Annotated in this window: 11 protein-coding genes; 8 read left to right on the forward strand and 3 right to left on the reverse strand. The window is 70.4% G+C overall.

Translation table 11 applies throughout. The features are described from left to right. The coding region (locus DLJ58_RS25430; protein WP_148098010.1) for a sensor histidine kinase at positions 1-1,987 on the reverse strand (1,987 nt) is incomplete at its 3' end. A 287-nt stretch (positions 1,988-2,274) separates the two neighbouring features. Between DLJ58_RS25430 and DLJ58_RS25435 the strand changes: the two genes are divergently transcribed. From DLJ58_RS25435 to DLJ58_RS25455, 5 genes are all read left to right on the forward strand, one after another. Continuing rightward, complete coding sequence (locus tag DLJ58_RS25435; protein WP_112676003.1) at positions 2,275-2,868, forward strand: hypothetical protein; 594 nt, start codon at positions 2,275-2,277, stop codon at positions 2,866-2,868. Between the two features lie 11 nt (positions 2,869-2,879). Next, positions 2,880-3,914 (forward strand): hypothetical protein, encoded by a 1,035-nt coding sequence (locus DLJ58_RS35215; RefSeq protein ID WP_124859975.1) that lies wholly within the window; start codon positions 2,880-2,882, stop codon positions 3,912-3,914. Between the two features lie 194 nt (positions 3,915-4,108). After that, positions 4,109-5,767 (forward strand): sodium:solute symporter family protein, encoded by a 1,659-nt coding sequence (locus DLJ58_RS25445; RefSeq protein WP_124859977.1) that lies wholly within the window; start codon positions 4,109-4,111, stop codon positions 5,765-5,767. Positions 5,768-5,783: 16 nt separating this feature from the next. After that, the gene (locus DLJ58_RS25450; RefSeq protein ID WP_124859979.1) at positions 5,784-6,092 is read left to right on the forward strand and encodes a hypothetical protein; all 309 of its coding nucleotides are present in this window, start codon (positions 5,784-5,786) and stop codon (positions 6,090-6,092) included. Positions 6,093-6,214: 122 nt separating this feature from the next. Beyond that, positions 6,215-6,601 (forward strand): hypothetical protein, encoded by a 387-nt coding sequence (locus DLJ58_RS25455; protein WP_091405768.1) that lies wholly within the window; start codon positions 6,215-6,217, stop codon positions 6,599-6,601. A gap of 123 nt (positions 6,602-6,724) precedes the next feature. Here DLJ58_RS25455 and DLJ58_RS25460 read toward each other — a convergent pair whose 3' ends face one another. Continuing rightward, positions 6,725-8,440, reverse strand: a complete 1,716-nt coding sequence (locus DLJ58_RS25460; RefSeq protein ID WP_124859981.1) for a glycoside hydrolase family 6 protein — start codon at positions 8,438-8,440, stop codon at positions 6,725-6,727. 598 nt (positions 8,441-9,038) lie between these two features. Here DLJ58_RS25460 and DLJ58_RS25465 point away from each other — a divergent pair. Together DLJ58_RS25465 and DLJ58_RS25470 are read left to right on the forward strand one after the other, a co-directional pair. Continuing rightward, a complete protein-coding gene (locus DLJ58_RS25465) occupies positions 9,039-10,184 on the forward strand; it encodes a hypothetical protein (protein WP_124859983.1) in 1,146 nt (381 codons plus the stop codon). A 1-nt stretch (position 10,185) separates the two neighbouring features. Next, positions 10,186-10,881, forward strand: a complete 696-nt coding sequence (locus tag DLJ58_RS25470) for a class F sortase (protein WP_124859985.1) — start codon at positions 10,186-10,188, stop codon at positions 10,879-10,881. A gap of 73 nt (positions 10,882-10,954) precedes the next feature. Here the strand turns inward: DLJ58_RS25470 and DLJ58_RS25475 are convergent, their stop codons facing one another. Beyond that, entirely contained in the window at positions 10,955-16,036 is a 5,082-nt protein-coding gene (locus DLJ58_RS25475; protein ID WP_124859987.1) for an NAD-glutamate dehydrogenase, read from the reverse strand. A gap of 289 nt (positions 16,037-16,325) precedes the next feature. Between DLJ58_RS25475 and DLJ58_RS25480 the strand changes: the two genes are divergently transcribed. Further along, positions 16,326-18,286 (forward strand): penicillin-binding transpeptidase domain-containing protein (locus tag DLJ58_RS25480; RefSeq protein WP_124859989.1); only part of this gene is annotated, 1,961 nt, incomplete at its 3' end.

Genomic DNA, 18,286 nt, shown 5'->3' on the forward strand with positions numbered 1-18,286 from the left:
GGTGATGGCGGCACTCCAGGCCGGCACGGCGCGCCGTCCGAGCCAGCCGCCGGCTCGGGTCGGCCGACGCGGTACCGAGCGTGGCGGGGTCGGGGCCGGCCGGCGGCTCGGTGGTGACCAGGTCGCCGGGGACCAGCACCACGGCTGTCACGCCGCCCTTCCCGGATGGGCGCAACCGCACCCGTACGCCGTGCCGGGCCGCCAGCCGGGCCACCACGAACAGGCCGAGTCGGGCGCTCTGCGCCGGGTCGAACTCCGGCGAGCTGGCCAGTCGGGTGTTGGCGGTCTCCAGTGCCGCGTCGGACATGCCCAGCCCCTGATCGGTGATCTCCAGGGCGTACCCGTTGGCCACCTGCGCCCCGGTGACGGTGACCCGGGTGTCCGGCGGGGAGAAGGCGGTGGCGTTCTCGACCAGCTCGGCGAGCAGGTGGATGATGTCGCCGACCGACCGCCCCAGCACGCCGGCCGGGTGCACGGCCTTGACGTCCACCCGTTCGTACGCCTCGACCTCGGAGATCGCGCCGCGGATCAGGTCGACCATCGCGACCGGGTTCCGCCAGCCCCGGCCGGGCGCGGAGCCGGCGAGGATGACCAGATCCTCGGCGTGCCGGCGCAGCCGGGTGGCCAGGTGGTCGACCCGGAACAGCTCGGCCAGCTCGTCCGGGTCCTCGCTACGCCGCTCCATCCGGTCCAGCAGGTGCAGCTGACGGTGTACCAGGCTCTGGCTCCGTCGGGCGATGTTGAGGAAGACCTCGTTGAGCCCGCGACGCAGGGTGACCTCGTCCACCGCGGCCTGGACGGCGGTGCGCTGCACCTCGGTGAAGGCGCGCCCGACCTCACCGATCTCGTCGTGACCGTACTCCAGCGGCGGCGCCTCCCGAGCGACGTCGACCTGCTCGCCCCGGCGCAGCCGGGCCACCACGTCGGGCAGCCGGTGCTCGGCCAGCTCCAGCGCGGCGGTGCGGACGCCGCTGAGCCGGCGGACCAGGGTGCGGCCGACCCGCAATGCCACCAGCACCGAGACGACCACCGCGACGAGCCCGAGTACGCCGGCGGCGGCCAGCCGCACCAGGATGCGGACCGCCATGGGCACCGAACGGTCGGTGAGAGCGTCGGCCTCGGACAGTTCGAAGTCCCGCAACTGCTGCTGCACCGTGTCCTGGCTGGCCTGCCAGGCCGCCGCGTCGACCGTCGGCCGGCCGGACCGGTTGGGTACGACCAGCGCGTCCTGCATGCTGCGCAGCCGGGTGAACGCCTCGCTCTCGGTCAACCGTTGGTACGCGACCCGGCTGCTCTCGGGCAGGTCGGCGACGGCGCTCTCGGTGAGCCACCGTTGGTTGCCGATGGCCTGGACGAGCTGGGTGTGCTCGCCCTCGGCGAACCGTCCGGCGGTCAGCGCGCCGGCCAACAGCGCGTCGCTCTGACCGAGCAGTTCCCGGGAGCGACCCAGCGCGGTGAGCGCCAGAGCCTGCCGGTTGAGGTCCGGGTCGGTCAGCGTCGCCATCCCGGCGAACGCCTGGAAGGCCGCGGAGACCATGCCGCTGTACAGGCCGATCGCGCCGGCCCGGTCCACCTTGCGCTCGTCGATGAACTTCCGCCCGTTGGGCAACGCCGACAGGGCGGTGACCAGCTGGTCGACCCGGGTTTCCAGCAGGTCGTCCGCGGCGTCGCGCAGCGGTTCCCCGTCCACCCGGCGGCGCAGCTCGGCTACCGCTCGATCGGTGCGTCCGCGCTGTTCGGCGAGTGCGGGCAGCTCGGTGTTGCCGGCGAGCTGCACCACCGACAGTCGGCGTTCCCGTTGCAGCTCGGTGACGACCGTCTCGCCGGGGCGACCCAGGTCGTACAACAGGGTGCGGGCGGAGAGCAGGTTCAGGGCGGGCCCGAAGGTCAGCGTGGTCGCGAAGATCCACAGCGCCAGGAGCGCGGTCACCGGCGCGACGACCAACGCGGTCAGCTTCGAGCGGATCGGCCAGTCGCGGGTTTTCATCAGACCTCGCCCGTACAGGGTGGCAGGAGGGGCGCCGGCACCGCCGGGCACCGCGCCTGCCGGCTGCGCGCCCGGCCGCGTCGCCGGGCACCGGCGCGGGCGCCTTGGGCAGGATACGTAATCGGAGGCTGTTTCACTACCGCCCGTGTCTCCACCGCCCAAGCGCCTCTTCCGGGATGAATCAGGTCTTGGCCGGTGAGTAGTTGGGCCCCTCGTCAGGAAAGTGCCTCGGATCGGGATTGGCGATCACTGCGCGGAGGGAATAGCAGATGACGAAGGAGGAGCCCATGTCGCCCACGCAGATAGTCGTCATCGTGCTCGTCGTGCTGGTGATCGTCGCGGTGCTGGCCGTGGCCGCCCGCTCGCTCAACAACCGCCGGGCCCTGCGCAACCGGTTCGGGCCGGAGTACGACCGGGTGGTGGCGGAACAGGACAGCCGGTCCGCCGCGGAGCGCGAACTGCGCGACCGGGAACGCCGGCATGCCGAGCTCACGCTCACCCCACTCACCCCCGAGTCCCGGGCCCGGTACGCCGCCGCCTGGGAGGAACTCCAGGTCCGCTTCATCGACTCCCCCGGCGAGACCGTGGGCGACGCGGACGAACTGGTCACCCGGCTCATCGAGGAGCAGGGCTACCCGACCGGTGACTTCTCCGACCAGATCGCCCACCTCTCCGTCGAGCACGCCCGCACGCTGACCAACTACCGGGACGCGCACGAGATCCACCTGCGCAACTCCCGGGGCGAGGCCAGCACCGAGGAGCTGCGGCAGGCGGTCGTGCACTACCGCGCACTCTTCGCCGACCTGCTGGGTGAGGAGCCGGTCGGCCAACGCACGCCCGAACAGCGCCACCACCCGGACCACGACGCCACGAGCCGCTGAGGAGGCCACCGATGCGCCAAGAAGAGCAGCCGGTGAGCAACGACCACCCGGAGGCCGTCCGGTCTGCGCCCGTGCCGGTACCCCCGGCCGGCGACCGGGCCGACCGTTCCGATGTCCCGGAGGACGCCCTCGACGACCGGGGCACCTTCGACGAGCGGGCCGCCGTCCATGAGCGGACCGGCGACACCGACCGGGACGCCACGGTCGACGACGAGCTGACCGACGACTCCGACCCGCGCCACCGGCGCGACGACCGGTCCACCGACGAGGGCGGTTTCCACGAGCCGGGGCCGCTGCCGACGACGTTCGGCGCCACCACGGTGGCCGACGCGGTGGCCGCCTCCGCGCTGGCCAGCCCGCACCCGCAGGATCAGCCGGACCCGAGGGCCGAGCGGACCGCCCAGCCGGGCGACGGCGCCGAGGACGGTGAGCGGGAGGGTCTGCGGGCCGACCCCACCGCCGAGCTGCACCGCCGCGACGCGGACGTCGACGACAACACGGACGTCGACGACCCCACCGACCTGGACGACCGCGCCGACACGGACACCTCCGCGCGGACCGTCGTCGCGCCGGGGAGCACGGACGGCGACCCGGAGCGGCGTGGCGATCTGACCGGCGATCGGGATGCCGCCGCAGCGGGCGCAGCCGGCTACGGCAGCGCGACACCGGAGATGGTCGACCCGGACGCGGACGGCGAACCGGTCCCCGGCGACGACACCAGCCCCACGCTGGAGTCCGCCGGAACATCCCGGCCCGCCGGGTCGACGGTCGCGGCCGAGCCGGCCACGCTCCTCGACACGGACACCGCGCAGGGCTTCCGGGACCGCTGGCGGGACGTGCAGCTGCGTTTCGTCGACGACCCGCAGGCGGCTGCCGGCGAGGCGCAGTCGCTGGTGGAGGAGGCCATCCAGGCCCTCTCCTCGGCGCTGGCGGCGCAGAAGAACACGCTGGGCGGGTGGCAGGACGCCGGCTCGTCCGACACCGAGCAACTGCGAATGGCGGTCCGCAACTACCGGGACTTCCTGGACCGCGTACTCGGTCGCTGAGTCACCGGACCAACACTGGCGCCCCGGCCGAAACGGCCGGGGCGCCAGCTTGCGTGCCGATCGTCGCGTAGCCCGCCAGACCGCCCGAATTGCCCGAATACGACGATCCCGACCCCCAGGAGTGAAACCGCGCGGACGGGGTAATAGGGCGCGCGCACACCACCAGCGCGGACGCCGGGACGAGGGGTGACGGGATGGACGGCGACGGTCTTCGGCTCAACATGAACGGCCTGGACTACCTGATCCTGGCGCTGTACTTCGTCACCGTCCTCGGGGTCGGCTTCGCCGCGCGCCGGGCCATCCGGACCAGCGTCGACTTCTTCCTCTCCGGCCGCTCGCTGCCGGCCTGGGTGACCGGTCTCGCCTTCGTCTCGGCGAACCTGGGCGCCTTGGAGATCATCGGGATGGCCGCCAACGGGGCCCAGTACGGCGTGATGACGGTCCACTACTACTGGATCGGCGCGGTCCCGGCGATGGTCTTCCTGGGCATCGTGATGATGCCCTTCTACTACGGCTCCAAAGTCCGCAGCGTGCCGGAGTACCTGCGGCTGCGGTTCAACCGCCCCACCCACCTGCTCAACGCGATCAGCTTCGCCGTCGCCCAGGTGCTGATCGCCGGCGTGAACCTGTACGCGCTGGCCCTCGTCATGCAGGCGCTGCTCGGCTGGCCGCTCTGGACGGCGATCGTGGTCGGCGCGGCGATCGTGCTGGCGTACATCACCATCGGTGGCCTGTCCGGGGCGATCTACAACGAGGTGCTCCAGTTCTTCGTCATCCTGGCCGGCCTCATCCCGGTCACCGTGATCGGCCTGGTCAAGGTCGGCGGGTGGAACGGCCTGATGGACGCGGTCGGCGACACCAAACTCGGCGAGGCCGGCCTGCACGCGTGGCAGGACACCGGCAGCACCGCCAACCCGCTGGGCGCGCAGTGGATCGGCATCGTCTTCGGCCTCGGCTTCGTGCTGTCGTTCGGCTACTGGACGACGAACTTCGCCGAGGTGCAGCGGGCCCTCTCGGCGAAGAACATGAGCGCCGCCCGGCGTACGCCGATCATCGCCGCGTACCCGAAGTTGTTCATCCCCCTGGTCACGGTCATTCCCGGCCTGGTGGCCCTGGTGACGGTGAAGGGCCTCGGCGCGGAGAGCGGCGACCTCCAGTACAACAACGCCATCCCGCTGCTGATGCGCGACCTGCTCCCCAACGGCGTGCTCGGGGTGGCGGTCACCGGCCTGCTCGCCTCGTTCATGGCCGGCATGGCGGCCAACGTGAGCGGCTTCAACACCGTCTTCACCTACGACATCTGGCAGGCGTACATCCGCCGCGACCGGTCGGACGAGCACTACCTGCGGGTCGGCCGGTGGGCGACGGTCGGCGCAGTGGTGATCGGGATCGGCACCGCGTTCATCGCGGCCGGGTTCAGCAACATCATGAACTACATCCAGGCGCTCTTCTCCGTCTTCAACGCACCGCTGTTCGCCACCTTCATCATCGGCATGTTCTGGAAGCGGATGAGCGCGCTGGCCGGCTTCTGGTCGCTGCTGCTGGGCACCCTGGTGTCGCTGAGCCTGTACCTGCTCTACAAGGGCGGGGTGGTCGATTTCAACTCCGACCTGGAGGAGAGCTTCTGGGGCGCCGGTCTGGCGTTCGTCACGGCGGTGGTGGTCGCCGCGATCGTCACTCCGCTCACCTCACCCAAGCGGGACGAGGAGCTGCGCGGGTTGGTGTACGGCATGGGCGGCGTCGACCTGAAGGGCGACGTGCTCACCGGGGACGCCGCCTGGTACCGCTCCCCGGTGCTGCTCGGTCTGATCGCGGTCGCGCTGGCCGCCCTCTTCTACATCCCGGTCTTCTGAGGAAAGGGGTCGGCAGATGAGCAACGACGGCCAGCCGGCACAGGACCCGCTGATCGACGAGGCGCAGGCGGAGCAGCGACGTTCCGCCGCGGCTCGGCTGTTCGACATCCGCCGGGTGATCGGTGGCCTCTTCGTCGCGTACGGGGTCATCGTGACGCTGATCGGCATCTTCGACAGCCGGGCCGAGATCGACAAGGCCGAAGGCGTACGGATCAACCTGTGGGCCGGGCTGGCGATGCTCGTGTTCGGTCTGCTCATGCTGCTCTGGCAGTGGTGGCGCCCAGCGGAAGCGCCGTCCCCGAACGAGCAGCAGCCCGACGCCTGACCACCTGACTCGCACGGCGTGCGCACGGCCCGGCTCCGACCGCCGGGCCGTGCGGCATGAGCGCGGCACGAAGGGGTACGCGGGGGAAATCAGGCACCGTGTCGGACACAGGAGGCAGCACCATGACCGATCGCGATCGCCAACCGCCGCTGGAGGACAGCCCCGAGGTGGCCTCGGCGGTGGACGATGACGCCACCGTGCCGCAGTTGCGGACCGGAGGTGGCCCGGACCGGGACACGCCGGGCTTCGCCGAGCCTCGGAGCCGACCGGACGACCTCGCACCGGACACCGACGAGCTGATCGGTGACCCGTACGCCGCCGGCACCGGGGCGACCGGGACGGGCACCGGCGCCGGCGGGGACAACATCCGCACCGGGGGCGAGCAGCCCTGGGAGCCGGAGGACCTGGTGATGGCCCGCGGGCAGGATCTGACACCGGAGAACCTGGAGAAGGCCCGCCGTGACCTGGCCGAGCAGGGCCGGGCGGCGATCGAACGGACAGTGCCCTGATCGGGGTCCGAAAGGGGGGTCCCCGGCCCGACCTGTGACGGTCGAACCGGGGACCCGGGGGGAACCTGCTGCCAACAGTGCCTCACCAACCACTGGCAGCGGGTTGGTGCGTGAGCTACCCGATCAGAGGGCCGGGTAGGCGTTGCGCATGAGCTCCTGGAACTGGGCGGAGAACCAGGCACCGGAGATCGGCGCGTTGCCCAGAGCTCCCGACGGGTTGTTGCCGTTGCGGGCGTTGCCGCCGTACGTCGGGTCGCACATCCGGTCGAAGCCCTTGCCCTCGTTGTTCGGGATCTCGCTGCTGGAGCCGTCCGACTCGCCCGGCGGCTTCACCCAGACGTAGGCGTCGATGCCCGTCGCCGGGTTGGCCCGCGGCCGCTCACCGAGACCGGCACCGGCCTGGTTGCACCAGTTGCCGAGGTGCGCCCGGCGGTCGATGCGGCCACCGTTGACGTACGTGTCGACGCTCGTCGTCGCGCCCGGCCCGGTGGGTCGGGCGGAGCCGCCCCAACCGTTGCGGGAGGTGTCGATGAGCATGCCGATGTTCGAGTTGAAGCCCAACGAGACCAGCTTGGTCCGGAACGCCTGGGCGAACGACAGCTCGTCGACGTAGTAGTTCCAGTCGACCCACTTGGACTGCCGCACCGTCTGGCCGTTCACGTTGTCGGTGACCTTGAAGTACGGCTCCTGCAGCGCCGAGTAGTTCGCGGTGTTGGTGATGAAGCCGTGCACGTTGTTGACAGTGCTGCCGGAAGCGACTGCGGCGGTCTTCAGGATTTCGGCGCTCGGGTTGAAGTTGCTGTCCCAACCGAGCCAGCCGTGGTGCCCGGAGTCGATGTAGTTGTAGACGTTGCCGATCGCGCCCAGCTTGGCCAAGGCGTAGCCGACGCCGTTGACGTAGGCACCGTTTGCCTTGACCGTGTCGCACATGACCGTGCCGCCGGGCTGACCGGAGGTGTTGGTCACCAGGTTCGGCAGCGAGTCGATCTCGATGATGTTGATGATCCGCAGGCTGCTGTACTTCGACTGGCCCTGGATCGCGGCGATCGGGTCGATGTACTGGGCCTTGTACTTCGGCAGCTCGTCCGGACCCAGCTCACCGTTGGAGGCGAGCGCGGAGCAGTCCCGGCCGGGCAGGTTGTAGATCACGAACTGGATGTAGCCGGCGCCTTGGCGCAGCGCCTCGTCCAGGTGCTCCTTCACCCCGAAGGCACCGTTGGAGCTGCTGTTCGGCGTGCCGTTGATCGCGGCGATCCGGTCCAGCCAGACGGCGGTGGGGTTGTTGGAAACCCGGCTTCCGCCGGCCTCGGCGTCCGCCTTGGCCTTCCACTCCGGGTTCACGTAACCGCGCACCCCGACGTACGGGTTGTCGACCTTGGTGCCGGGCGGCGGCGTGGTCGGCGGGGTGGTGCCACCGTTGCAGACCACACCGTTCAGGGTGAACGAGGTCGGCTTCGGGTTGCTGCCACTCCACGCGCCGTTGAAGCCGATGCTCGTCGACGCACCGGTGGCCAGGGTGCCGTTGTAGGACATGCTGCGCGCGGTCACCTGGCTGCCGGACTGGGTGAACGTGGCCGACCAGCCCTGCTGCACCCGCTGGCTGGAGTTGGGGAAGGTCCAGCCCAGCGTCCAGCCGTTCAGCGGGTCGCCGACGTTCTTGATGGTGATGTTCGCGGTGAAGCCGCCCTGCCAGTCGTTACTCGTGTACGCGATGTCGCACTGCGTCGCGGCCTGCGCCGCGGTAACCGGAATCGTTACGAGCCCACCGGCGACCAGGGCACCCGCGCCGGCGAGCGCGAGGGCCCGGCGTGGGCCGGTTAGCCTTCTCCACACATTCATGCCACTGATCTCCTTGGGCGAGACCGGGCCCACGTACGGCCCGGCGGGACGGCCCGATGGGCGTCCTGCACGGACGGCCGTCGGCGCCACGGGATTCTTTGGGGGGCGCCCGACCCGGACGGGCGATGGTGGTGGTGGTGCCCGCCCGATGCGTCGGCCGGTCGATCGGCGGCGGGTGCGTCGCCCGGTGACCCGGGTGCCCTCGACTCCCCTGCCTGCACGGTGTGGCTCTCTGAACCGCGTTCGCCGATTCTTGCATGGGAGCGCTTCCATGGCAATGGCTCGATGCGTTGCGGGAGCCGTTCGGACGATACCTCCGAGTGGGCCCGACCGGCACGGGTGGCCCGGACCCGCCGTAACGCGATGAGCGGGGCAGGGCGGGCGCACGGAGCGCGGAACGCCGTGCGCCACCCAGAAGGTCCCGCGACGCCCGACACGACGCTCGGCGCGGCGAAAGCCGCGTAGCACCCCTTCACCCCTTAGCGGCTTAAAGGTCAAAACGCGAATCTTTCACTTCATAAGTCATGAAACGGTCTAACGTCGGTCTTAGCTCGGTTGTCGCCGAGCTCAGGACAACAGGGATGGAGTGACGCAGGTCATGGCTAAGAAGATGCTCGGGAAGGTCGTTGCGGGCGCCGCGCTCGGCGGCGCGTCGCTCCTGGTGTTCGCACCGGGGATCGCATTCGCCGACGGCCACGACGACGGCAAGGTCTACGCCAAGCCGCACGTCGTCAAGGCTGGCGACGAGGTCAAGCTCCTCGAGATCTGCCCGGATCGGCAGGAGCACGCGTACGTGTGGTCCAAGGTCACCGGCAAGGTCAAGCTCAAGCCGGCGGATGAAGACCGGGGTGAGGACCGCGAGTGGCGCGAGGAGGAGAACTCCTCCGACCACGACAAGGGCAAGGACGAGAACGGCAAGGACGAGAACGGCAAGGACGAGCACGGCAAGGACGAGCACGGCAAGGACGACAAGGGCAAGGACCACGAAGGCAAGGACGAGAACGGCAAGGACGAGCACGGCAAGGACGACAAGGGCAAGGACGACAAGGGCAAGGACGAGAACGGCAAGGGTGGCCAGGGTGGCGGCGCTGCCGCCGACGCCTACGGCGACGAGGGCAGCAAGGACTGGAAGGGCGAGGAGCACGGCCAGGACGCTGAAGAGGGCCGTGACAAGAAGGACTGGGACTCCAAGGACGAAGGCAAGAAGGACTGGGAGTCCAAGGACGAGCACGGCTCCGAGTACGGCTCGGACAAGGGCTGGGAGTCCAAGGACGAGCACGGCTCCGAATACGGCTCGGACAAGGGCTGGGAGAACAAGGACGAGCACGGCTCCGAATACGGCTCGGACAAGGGCTGGGAGAACAAGGACGAGCACGGCTCCGAATACGGCTCGGACAAGGGCTGGGAGAACAAGGACGAGCACGGCTCGGACGAGCGTGGCGGTTACGGCAAGGACGAGCGCGGCTCGGACGAGCGTGGCCGGCACGAGGAGCGCGAGTTCGTCTACTACGGCGAAGCCAAGGTCGACAAGGACGCCAAGCCGGGTCGCTACGAGCTCAAGGGCTCCTGCGGCGAGGGCGAGCTCGTCGTGCTGCCGCACGGCGGTGTCGACGGTGGTGACGGCGGCGTCAGCACCGGCACCGACCGGGGTCTGGCCACCGGCGGGGCGGGCGTGCTCGGCGCTGCCGCGCTCGGCGGGATCGTGCTGATGCGTCGTCGGCGGACCGATGGTTCGCTCGTCTGACGTGACGGCGACACCGGCCGGCGGCCGCCACGGGAGACCGTGGCGTGCCGCCGGCACGGCCGTCGTCGTTACCCTGGCCATGATCGGTGCCGGCATGATCGGCGCCTCCCTGAAGACCACGCCCACTCCGCGACCGCCGCAGCCGCTGGCCCAGGCCGGCCCCGAGGCGACCGGGCCGGCGAGCACCGCCGACGATGCCCCGCTCGACGGGCAGCCGGTCGGTCAGGCGGCGGCCGGGTTGGCCCGTTCGGCACCGACCAGCATCGAGATCCCCCGGATCGGCGTCGACGCGACGATCATGTCGTTGGGCACCAACCCGGACGGCACCGTCCAGGTCCCTCCGCTGGACAAGGCCGACCAGGCCGGGTGGTACGAGCCCGGCGCGAGCCCCGGCGAGACGGGTAACGCGGTGATCGTCGGGCACGTGGACTCGGCGGTGCTCGGCCCGGCCGTCTTCTTCGACCTCGGCGCTCTCACCCCCGGCGACACCGTCACAGTGCGCCGCGCCGACGGAGTGCCGGCCACCTTCACTGTCGACTCGGTGAAGTCGTACCCGAAGACGGCCTTCCCCACCGAGTTGGTGTACGGACCGAGTGACCGGCCCGGCCTGCGGGTGGTCACCTGCGGTGGTCAGTTCGACCAGGCCGCGAAGAGCTACCCGGACAACATCGTCGTCTTCGCCACCCTGGCGGCGTGACCCACGACGAACGAAACGCGGTCCGGCCGGTCGGGTCACCCCGACCGGCCGGACCGCGTCCGGCGTACCTGACTCAGGCGGCTGCGGAGGTCCGCACCAGGGTGCGGATCTGGCGCAGCAGCACCGACAGGGCGGCAAGGTCCGCCCGCGACTCGTCGAACTCACCCATGGCCCGCCGCGCCCGGTGGATCGAGGTGGCGTTCGACTGCTCCCACTGCTGAACCCGCTCGTGCGGCGGCAGGTCGCCCGGGGTGGAGTCGAGTACCTCCGCGGTGAGCGCGGCCAGCGCGGCGTACAGGTCGTACCGCAGCGCCATCCGGGCCAACGTCTGCCAGCGGTCCTCCCGCGGCAGCAGGGAGATCTTCGACAGCAGCGAGTCCACCCGGAACAGGTCGGACAGCACGAAGTAGACCGAGGCCACCTCGCTGACGTCCCGCCCACTGGCGTTCGCGGTCTCCACCACGTCCATCAGGCCGAAGCTGTACATCAGCCGGGTGGCCCGCTCGGCCAGCTCGCGGGGCAGCCCACGCTCGGTCATCGAGTCCATGTGCGCGGCGATGCCCTGGCGCTCGTTGCCGTAGAAAAGCTCCTCCAGCCCCGGCAGCAGCCGGGTGACCCCGTCGCGCAGCCGGGCGATCTCGGCCGGCACGTCGATCGGCGAACGCCGGTTGGAGACCAGCCATCGCACCGCCCGGTCGAGCAGCCGACGGGTGTCCAGGTAGACGCTGGTCTGCAGCTCCGGCGCCACCTTGTTGTCCAGCGCCTCGACCGCGTCCCACAGGTCGCGCAGGCCGAACACCTCGCTGACCACCACGTACGCCCGGATCACGTCGGCCGCGCTGGCCGCCGTCTCCTCGACCACCCGGAAGATGAACGAGATGCCACCCCGGTTGATCGCCTCGTTGACCAGCACTGTGGTGACGATGTCCCGGCGCAGCCGGTGCCGGCCCATCCGGTCGGCGAACCGCTCACGCATCGGCGTCGGGAAGTAGTTGACCAGGACGTCGGTCGTCCACTCCTCGTCGGCCAACCCCTCGGTGAGGATCTCCCGCTCCAGGACGATCTTCACGTACGCGAGCAGCACGGCGAACTCCGGCGCGGTCAGCCCGGACTCGCTACGGACCGCCAGTTCCTCGTCCGGCGGCAGCGCCTCCAGCGCGCGGTCCAACCCGCCCGAACGCTCCAGCTCGTTGATCATCCGACGGTGCACCGGGAGCAGCGAGGCGGCCTGGGCCTGGGCGTTGTTGATCGCCCGAGCCTGGTCGTAGTTGTCCCGCAGCACCAGCTCCGCGACCTCGTTGGTCATCCCGGCCAGCAGCTCGTCCCGGTCGGCCATGGTCAACTCACCGTCGGCCACCGCCGTGTTGAGCAGGATCTTGATGTTCACCTCGTGGTCGGAGGTGTCCACCCCGGCCGCGTTGTCGATGAAGTCCGTGTAGATCCGGCCACCGGTCAACGCGTACTCGATCCGGCCGAGCTGGGTCCAGCCCAGGTTGCCGCCCTCGCCCGCCACCCGGCAGCGCAGGCTGCGCCCGTCCACCCGGATCGCGTCGTTGGACTTGTCGCCCACCTCGGCGTTGGTCTGGGTGGACGCCTTGACGTAGGTGCCGATGCCGCCGTTCCAGAACAGGTCCACCGGGGCGGTGACGATCGCCTTCATCAGGTCCTGCGGTGACAACTGCGTCACGTCGTCGTCCAGGCCGATCGCCGCCCGGACCTGCGGCGTGATCGGGATGGACTTCGCGGTACGCGGGAAGATGCCGCCGCCGCCCGAGATCAGCTCCGGGTTGTAGTCCTCCCACGACGAGCGGGGCAGATCGAACAGCCGCCGCCGCTCCGCGTACGAGGTGGCCGCGTCCGGGTCCGGGTCGAGGAAGATGTGCCGGTGGTCGAAGGCGGCCACCAGCCGGATGTGCTCGGAGAGCAGCATCCCGTTGCCGAACACGTCGCCGGACATGTCGCCGACGCCGACCACAGTGAACTCCTGGGTCTGGGTGTCCAGGCCCAGCTCCCGGAAGTGCCGCTTGACCGACTCCCAGGCGCCCCGGGCGGTGATGCCCATCTTCTTGTGGTCGTAGCCAGCCGAACCACCGGAGGCAAACGCGTCGCCCATCCAGAAGTTGTGGGTCTTGGAGATCTCGTTGGCGATGTCGGAGAACGTCGCCGTGCCCTTGTCGGCGGCCACCACCAGGTACGGGTCGTCGTCGTCGTGCCGGACCACGTCCACGGGAGGCACGATCTGCCCGCTGACGATGTTGTCGGTGACGTCCAGCATCGCGCCGACGAACTCCTGGTAGCAGGCGACCGCCTCGTCCCGGTCACCCGGCTTCTGCTTCAGCACGAAGCCGCCCTTGGCACCCACCGGCACGATCACGGTGTTCTTCACCATCTGCGCCTTGACCAGGCCGAGCACCTCGGTACGGAAATCCTCCCGACGGTCGGACCAGCGCAACCCGCCCCGGGCCACCGGTCCGAATCGCAGGTGCACACCCTCGAAGCGGGGCGAGTACACGAAGATCTCGAACTTCGGTCGCGGCGCCGGCAGGTCCGGGATGGCCTGCGGGTCGAGCTTGAACGCCACGTACGCCTTCGGCCGCCCGTCGGCGCGCTTCTGGTAGAAGCTGGTCCGCAGGGTCGCCTCGATCAGCGTCAGGTACGAGCGCAGGATCCGGTCCTGGTCGAGGCTCGCCACGTCGTCCAGCGCGCCCCGGATCGTCTCCACCAGCTCACCGCTGCGCTGCTGCCGCTGCTCGGTCGTCTGCTCGCCCGGCGCGAACCGGGTCTCGAACAGCTCCACCAGCAACGCGGCGATCTTCGGGTACGCGATGAAGGTCTGCTCCATGTAGTCCTGCGAGAAGACCGTGCCGGCCTGCCGCAGGTACTTCGCGTACGCCCGCAGCACCACCACCTGCCGCCAGGTCAGCCCGCCGCGCAGCACCAGCTCGTTGAACCGGTCCACCTCGGCCTCGCCGCGCCAGGCAGCCGCGAAGGCGTTCTCCACGTGCGGGCGCACCTCGGCCAGCTCGTGGTGCCCCTCGGGCAGCATGAGGCCGAAGTCGTACAGGTAGACCCGACCGTCGATCCGGTCCACCTCGTACGGGTGCTCGTCGACCACCCGTACGCCGAGCGAGTGCAGCACCGGCAGCACGGCGGAGAGCATCATCGGCTCGCCGTACCGGTAGACCTTGAACCGGACGTCCATCGCCTCGGCCAGGTCGGCTCCGGGTACCCGGGTGCCCGGCCGGGGTGCCAACTGCTTGCGGAACAGGTGCATCTCCAGCTGGCCGGGCTCCTCCAGCAGCTCCAGCTTCGCCAGGTCCTTCATCGCCTCGTACGGCGTGTGCCCGTCCTTGTAGCCCTCCGGGAACGCGTCGGCGTACCGGGTGAACAGGTGCTTGGCCTGCTCGTCGCCGAGCTTGCGCTCCAGCACCAACCGGTAGTCGTCGTCCCAGAGCCGGGTGGCGTCGGCCAACTCCTCGGCGAGCAGGTCGGCGTCGATGTCGCCGGGTGGCCGCGTCGGGTCGGTACGGACGATGAAGTGCACCCGAGCCAGCATCGACTCGGTGACCCGGGTGGTGTAGTCCACCCCGACACCGTTCAGCTCACGCAGCAGGATGTCCTGCATGCGCAGCCGGTTCTGGGTGGTGAACCGGTCCCGGGGCAGGTAGATCAGGCAGGAGATGAACCGCCCGTACGCGTCCCGCCGCAGGAAGACCCGCAGCTGCCGGCGGCCGGCCATCCGCAGCACGCCGACCACCGCGTGGTACAGGTCGTCGGTCTTGATCTGGAACAGCTCGTCGCGCGGGTAGGTCTCCAGGATCTGGATCAGATCCTTGCCCGAGTGGCTGCGCTGGCTCAGGCCGGAGCGGTCCAGCACCTCGGCCACCTTGCGGCGTACCACCGGCAGCTCGCGGACGCTGGTCCGATAGGCGGCCGTCGAGAACAGGCCCAGGAAGCGCCGCTCGCCGATCACGTCACCGTCGGAGTTGAAGATCTTGAAGCCGATGTAGTCCAGGTACGCCGAGCGGTGCACGGTGGCCCGCGAGTTGGCCTTCGTGATGATCAGCAGGCGCTTCTCCAGCACCTTCTCGTGCGCCTCGGGTGTCATCGAGGACAGCGACCGCGCGTCCGGCGAATCGGAGCGCAGAATGCCCAGCCCGGTGCCGAGCACCGCCTCCAACGCCTTGCCGTCGACCGGGTCGGCGGCGTCGCCGCCGTCGGCGTCCACCAACCGGTACTCGCGGTAACCGAGGAAGGTGAAGTGGTCCTGGGCGAGCCAGCGCAGCAGCTCCACCGAGTCGGTGATGTCCTTTTCCGGCACCGGTGGGCGGTTGTCGGAGGTACGGGCGGACGCCAGCTCGTCGGCGAGCGCGAGGGCACGCTGACGCATCTTCGGCCAGTCCTCCACCGCCTCCCGCACGTCGGTGAGCACCCGCTGCAACTCGCGGCGCAACCGGTCCCGTTCGGCCGCGTCCCGGACCGGGTCGATCTCGATCCGCATCCAGCTCTCGATGATGTCGCCGCTGATCGCGTCGTCCGGTTCCACATCCGCGGAGACCTCGGTGAGCCGGCCCAGCGGCTCCCGCCGTACCACCACCAGCGGGTGCACCAGCAGGTGCACGTCCAGGTGGTACGAGTTGAGCAGCGCCGTCACCGAGTCGACCAGGAACGGCATGTCGTCCGTGACGATCTCGACGACCGTGTGGTGCTGGTCGGCGTGCGGTTCGTGGATCCGCAGCTTCAACTCGCCCGGCACCCGCTGCTGGGCGAGATCCCGGTGTGCCCGGGCCGCGTCGAGCATCTCTTCCGCCGTGAAGCCGACCAGCTCCTCGTCCGGGGCGAACCGCCAGAAACGGCCGACAAGTGTCGCCGCGTCGTGGTCGTCCCCGGCGAGCGCGACGGCCTGGGCCACCAGGCGCTCCGCGTTGGGGACGGGTTCGTCGAGCTCGGCGTCCTCCACGTCGTCGGCCAGCGCCTCGGCTGGCAGACCCAGATCGTAGATGGTGTCGATGCTCGACCCGGTCAGCCCGGTGACTCCCGTGTCGAGTCGGCCGTAGCCGTCCCCGTCGGTCGCCGAATCGAAGCTGTCATCGTCCCGGCCGGAGTCATCCTGCCGGAGGTCGGGTTCCGGTTTGATCGCCGGACGCCGGTCCATCGGTGCCACTCCCCTCGACCCACCGCGTTGTGGGTCACTCTGCCGCCCAGCCTAGGCCCTGCCGCTCTGCGCCTTCGTCGGCGGACCACTGGCCAGACGTCCGGATCGGGACTTTGTCCTTTCACCCGTTGCGGGTCCGAGGTTGGCCGGCTGCGGGATACCCCGCCACGCGATGTTCATCACACGGGTGCGGCCCGTCTTTGAGCGCGACCGAGCACCTGGGGGACGTTGGGGACGGCGTTCCCGTACTACCGTGCGAGGGCAGTCCGAGATCGGAAGGACCAGCTTCATGCCCTTGTCGTACCCCCGGCCCCACCGGCCGAACCCCGCCCGCCGGCTCGCCGCCGCCGTCACCACGGCGCTGCTCGCGGCGGGTGTCCTGGTCGGTTGTTCCGGTGACGACGGGCCGCAGCGCACCGTCGACGCCTTCCTTGCGGGCTGGCGCAGCGGTGACCTCCAGGCGGTCGGTCTGATCGACCCGCTCGGCTCGAAACTGCCGTCGGCCGACGTGGCGCGCGAGATCAAGGACCTCTCCGGTGAGCTGGCGGCCACCCCGCCCAAGCTGACGCGTCGCGGCGAGCCGAAGATCACGAAGGACATCGCCACCACGACCGTCCAGGTGGAGTGGACCCTGCCCGGTCAGACCCGCTGGGCGTACGACCGGGAGGTGCGGCTCGCCCACGGCGACGACGACCAGTGGCAGGTGATCTGGGAGCCGAAGGTGGTGCACGAGCAGCTCACCAAGGGCGACCGGTTGGCGCTGCGGCGCGACCCCGGTGCCCGCGCCGCCGTGCTGGACAACGCCGGAAAGCCGCTGGTGACCCCCCGCCCGGTGGTCCGGGTGGGCGTGCAGCCCAACGCCGTCACCGACCTCAAGAAGCTCGTCAAGGACCTCGACGCGGCGTTCAAGGCCATCCGCCCGGCGCTGGTCCCCGGCGTCGACGTGGCCGACCTGCCCGACCGGGTGGCCAAGGCCGAGCCGGGCGCATTCGTCGAGGTGGTGTCGCTCCGCGAGGAGGCGTACCTGCAGATCAAGCCCCGGATCTACGACCTGCCCGGCACCAAGTTCATCACCGACAAGATCGACCTGGCGCCCACCCGCGAGTTCGCCCGCGCGCTGCTCGGCAGTGTCGACCAGGCGCAGGCCGACGACCTCGCCGCGCACCCCGACCGGTACGTCGTCGGCGATCTGGTCGGGCACGGCGGGCTACAGGGCCGCTACGACGAACGACTGCGCGGCGGCCCCGGGCTGACCGTGGTGGTCGAGCGTCCGGCCGAGGGCGGCAAACTCGAACCCACCGGCGCCGAGCTGTTCCGCCGGGAGCCGCAGCCCGGGCAGGCGCTGAAGACCACGCTGGACGTCGCCGTCCAGAACGCGGCCGACGGGGCACTGCGCGCCGAGCCGCGCCGATCCGCCCTGGTGGCGATCCGGATCAGCGACGGCGCCGTGCTCGCCGCCGCGAACGGCCCCGGTCCGGCCGGGGAGAATCTGGCCTTCGACGCCCAGGTTCCTCCGGGCTCCACGTTCAAGATGGTCAGCACGCTGGGCCTGCTGGACCGGGGCGCGGTCACGCTGGACGGGCCGGTGGACTGCAAGAAGACCTTCACCGTGGACGGCCGGTCCTTCAAGAATTCGGACAACTTCGAGCTCGGCTCGGTGCCGTTCCGCACCGACTTCGCCAAGTCCTGCAACACGGCGTTCGCCGCGCTGGCCCCGAAGCTCGGCGGCGACGGGCTGGCCGCCGCCGGTCGCTCGCTGGGCCTGGAGGGTCAGTGGGACCTCGGCACGGACGCCTTCACCGGCAAGGTCTCGACGGGCGGCAGCCTGGCCGAGCAGGCCGCCGCGTCGTTCGGGCAGGGCACGACGCTGGTCAGCCCGCTCGCCATGGCCGGCGCCACCGCCGCCGTCGCCCGCGGCCGTTTCGAGCAGCCGAAGCTGCTGATCGACCCGGCGCCGGCCAAGCCGGCGCCGGCAGGCGAGCAGCTCAAGCCAGAGTCCGTCAAGGCGCTGCGCACGATGATGCGCGAGGTGGTCACCGCCGGCACCGGCAGCGCGCTCAAGGATGTGCCGGGCGAGGTGTACGGCAAGACCGGCACCGCCGAGTACGACGACAACCCGGCGCACACCCACGCCTGGTTCGTCGGCTGGCGGGGCGACGTGGCGTTCGCCGTCTTCGTGGAGAAGGGCGGGGCCAGCACCGCCTCGGCCGTCCCGATGGCCGAGCGCTTCCTCCGCGCCCTCCCGACCCC

The organism is Micromonospora arida, assembly GCF_003857035.1.
Classification (GTDB): domain Bacteria; phylum Actinomycetota; class Actinomycetes; order Mycobacteriales; family Micromonosporaceae; genus Micromonospora; species Micromonospora arida.

Bases quoted from the DNA above. Each gene is read 5' to 3' on its own strand.
- DLJ58_RS25465 (WP_124859983.1), top strand. From the start codon at position 9,039: ATGGCTAAGAAGATGCTCGGGAAGGTCGTTGCGGGCGCCGCGCTCGGC.
- DLJ58_RS25450 (WP_124859979.1), top strand. From the start codon at position 5,784: ATGAGCAACGACGGCCAGCCGGCACAGGACCCGCTGATCGACGAGGCG.
- DLJ58_RS25445 (WP_124859977.1), top strand. From the start codon at position 4,109: ATGGACGGCGACGGTCTTCGGCTCAACATGAACGGCCTGGACTACCTG.
- DLJ58_RS25455 (WP_091405768.1), top strand. From the start codon at position 6,215: ATGACCGATCGCGATCGCCAACCGCCGCTGGAGGACAGCCCCGAGGTG.
- DLJ58_RS35215 (WP_124859975.1), top strand. From the start codon at position 2,880: ATGCGCCAAGAAGAGCAGCCGGTGAGCAACGACCACCCGGAGGCCGTC.
- DLJ58_RS25435 (WP_112676003.1), top strand. From the start codon at position 2,275: ATGTCGCCCACGCAGATAGTCGTCATCGTGCTCGTCGTGCTGGTGATC.
- DLJ58_RS25475 (WP_124859987.1), bottom strand. From the start codon at position 16,036: ATGGACCGGCGTCCGGCGATCAAACCGGAACCCGACCTCCGGCAGGAT.
- DLJ58_RS25460 (WP_124859981.1), bottom strand. From the start codon at position 8,440: ATGAATGTGTGGAGAAGGCTAACCGGCCCACGCCGGGCCCTCGCGCTC.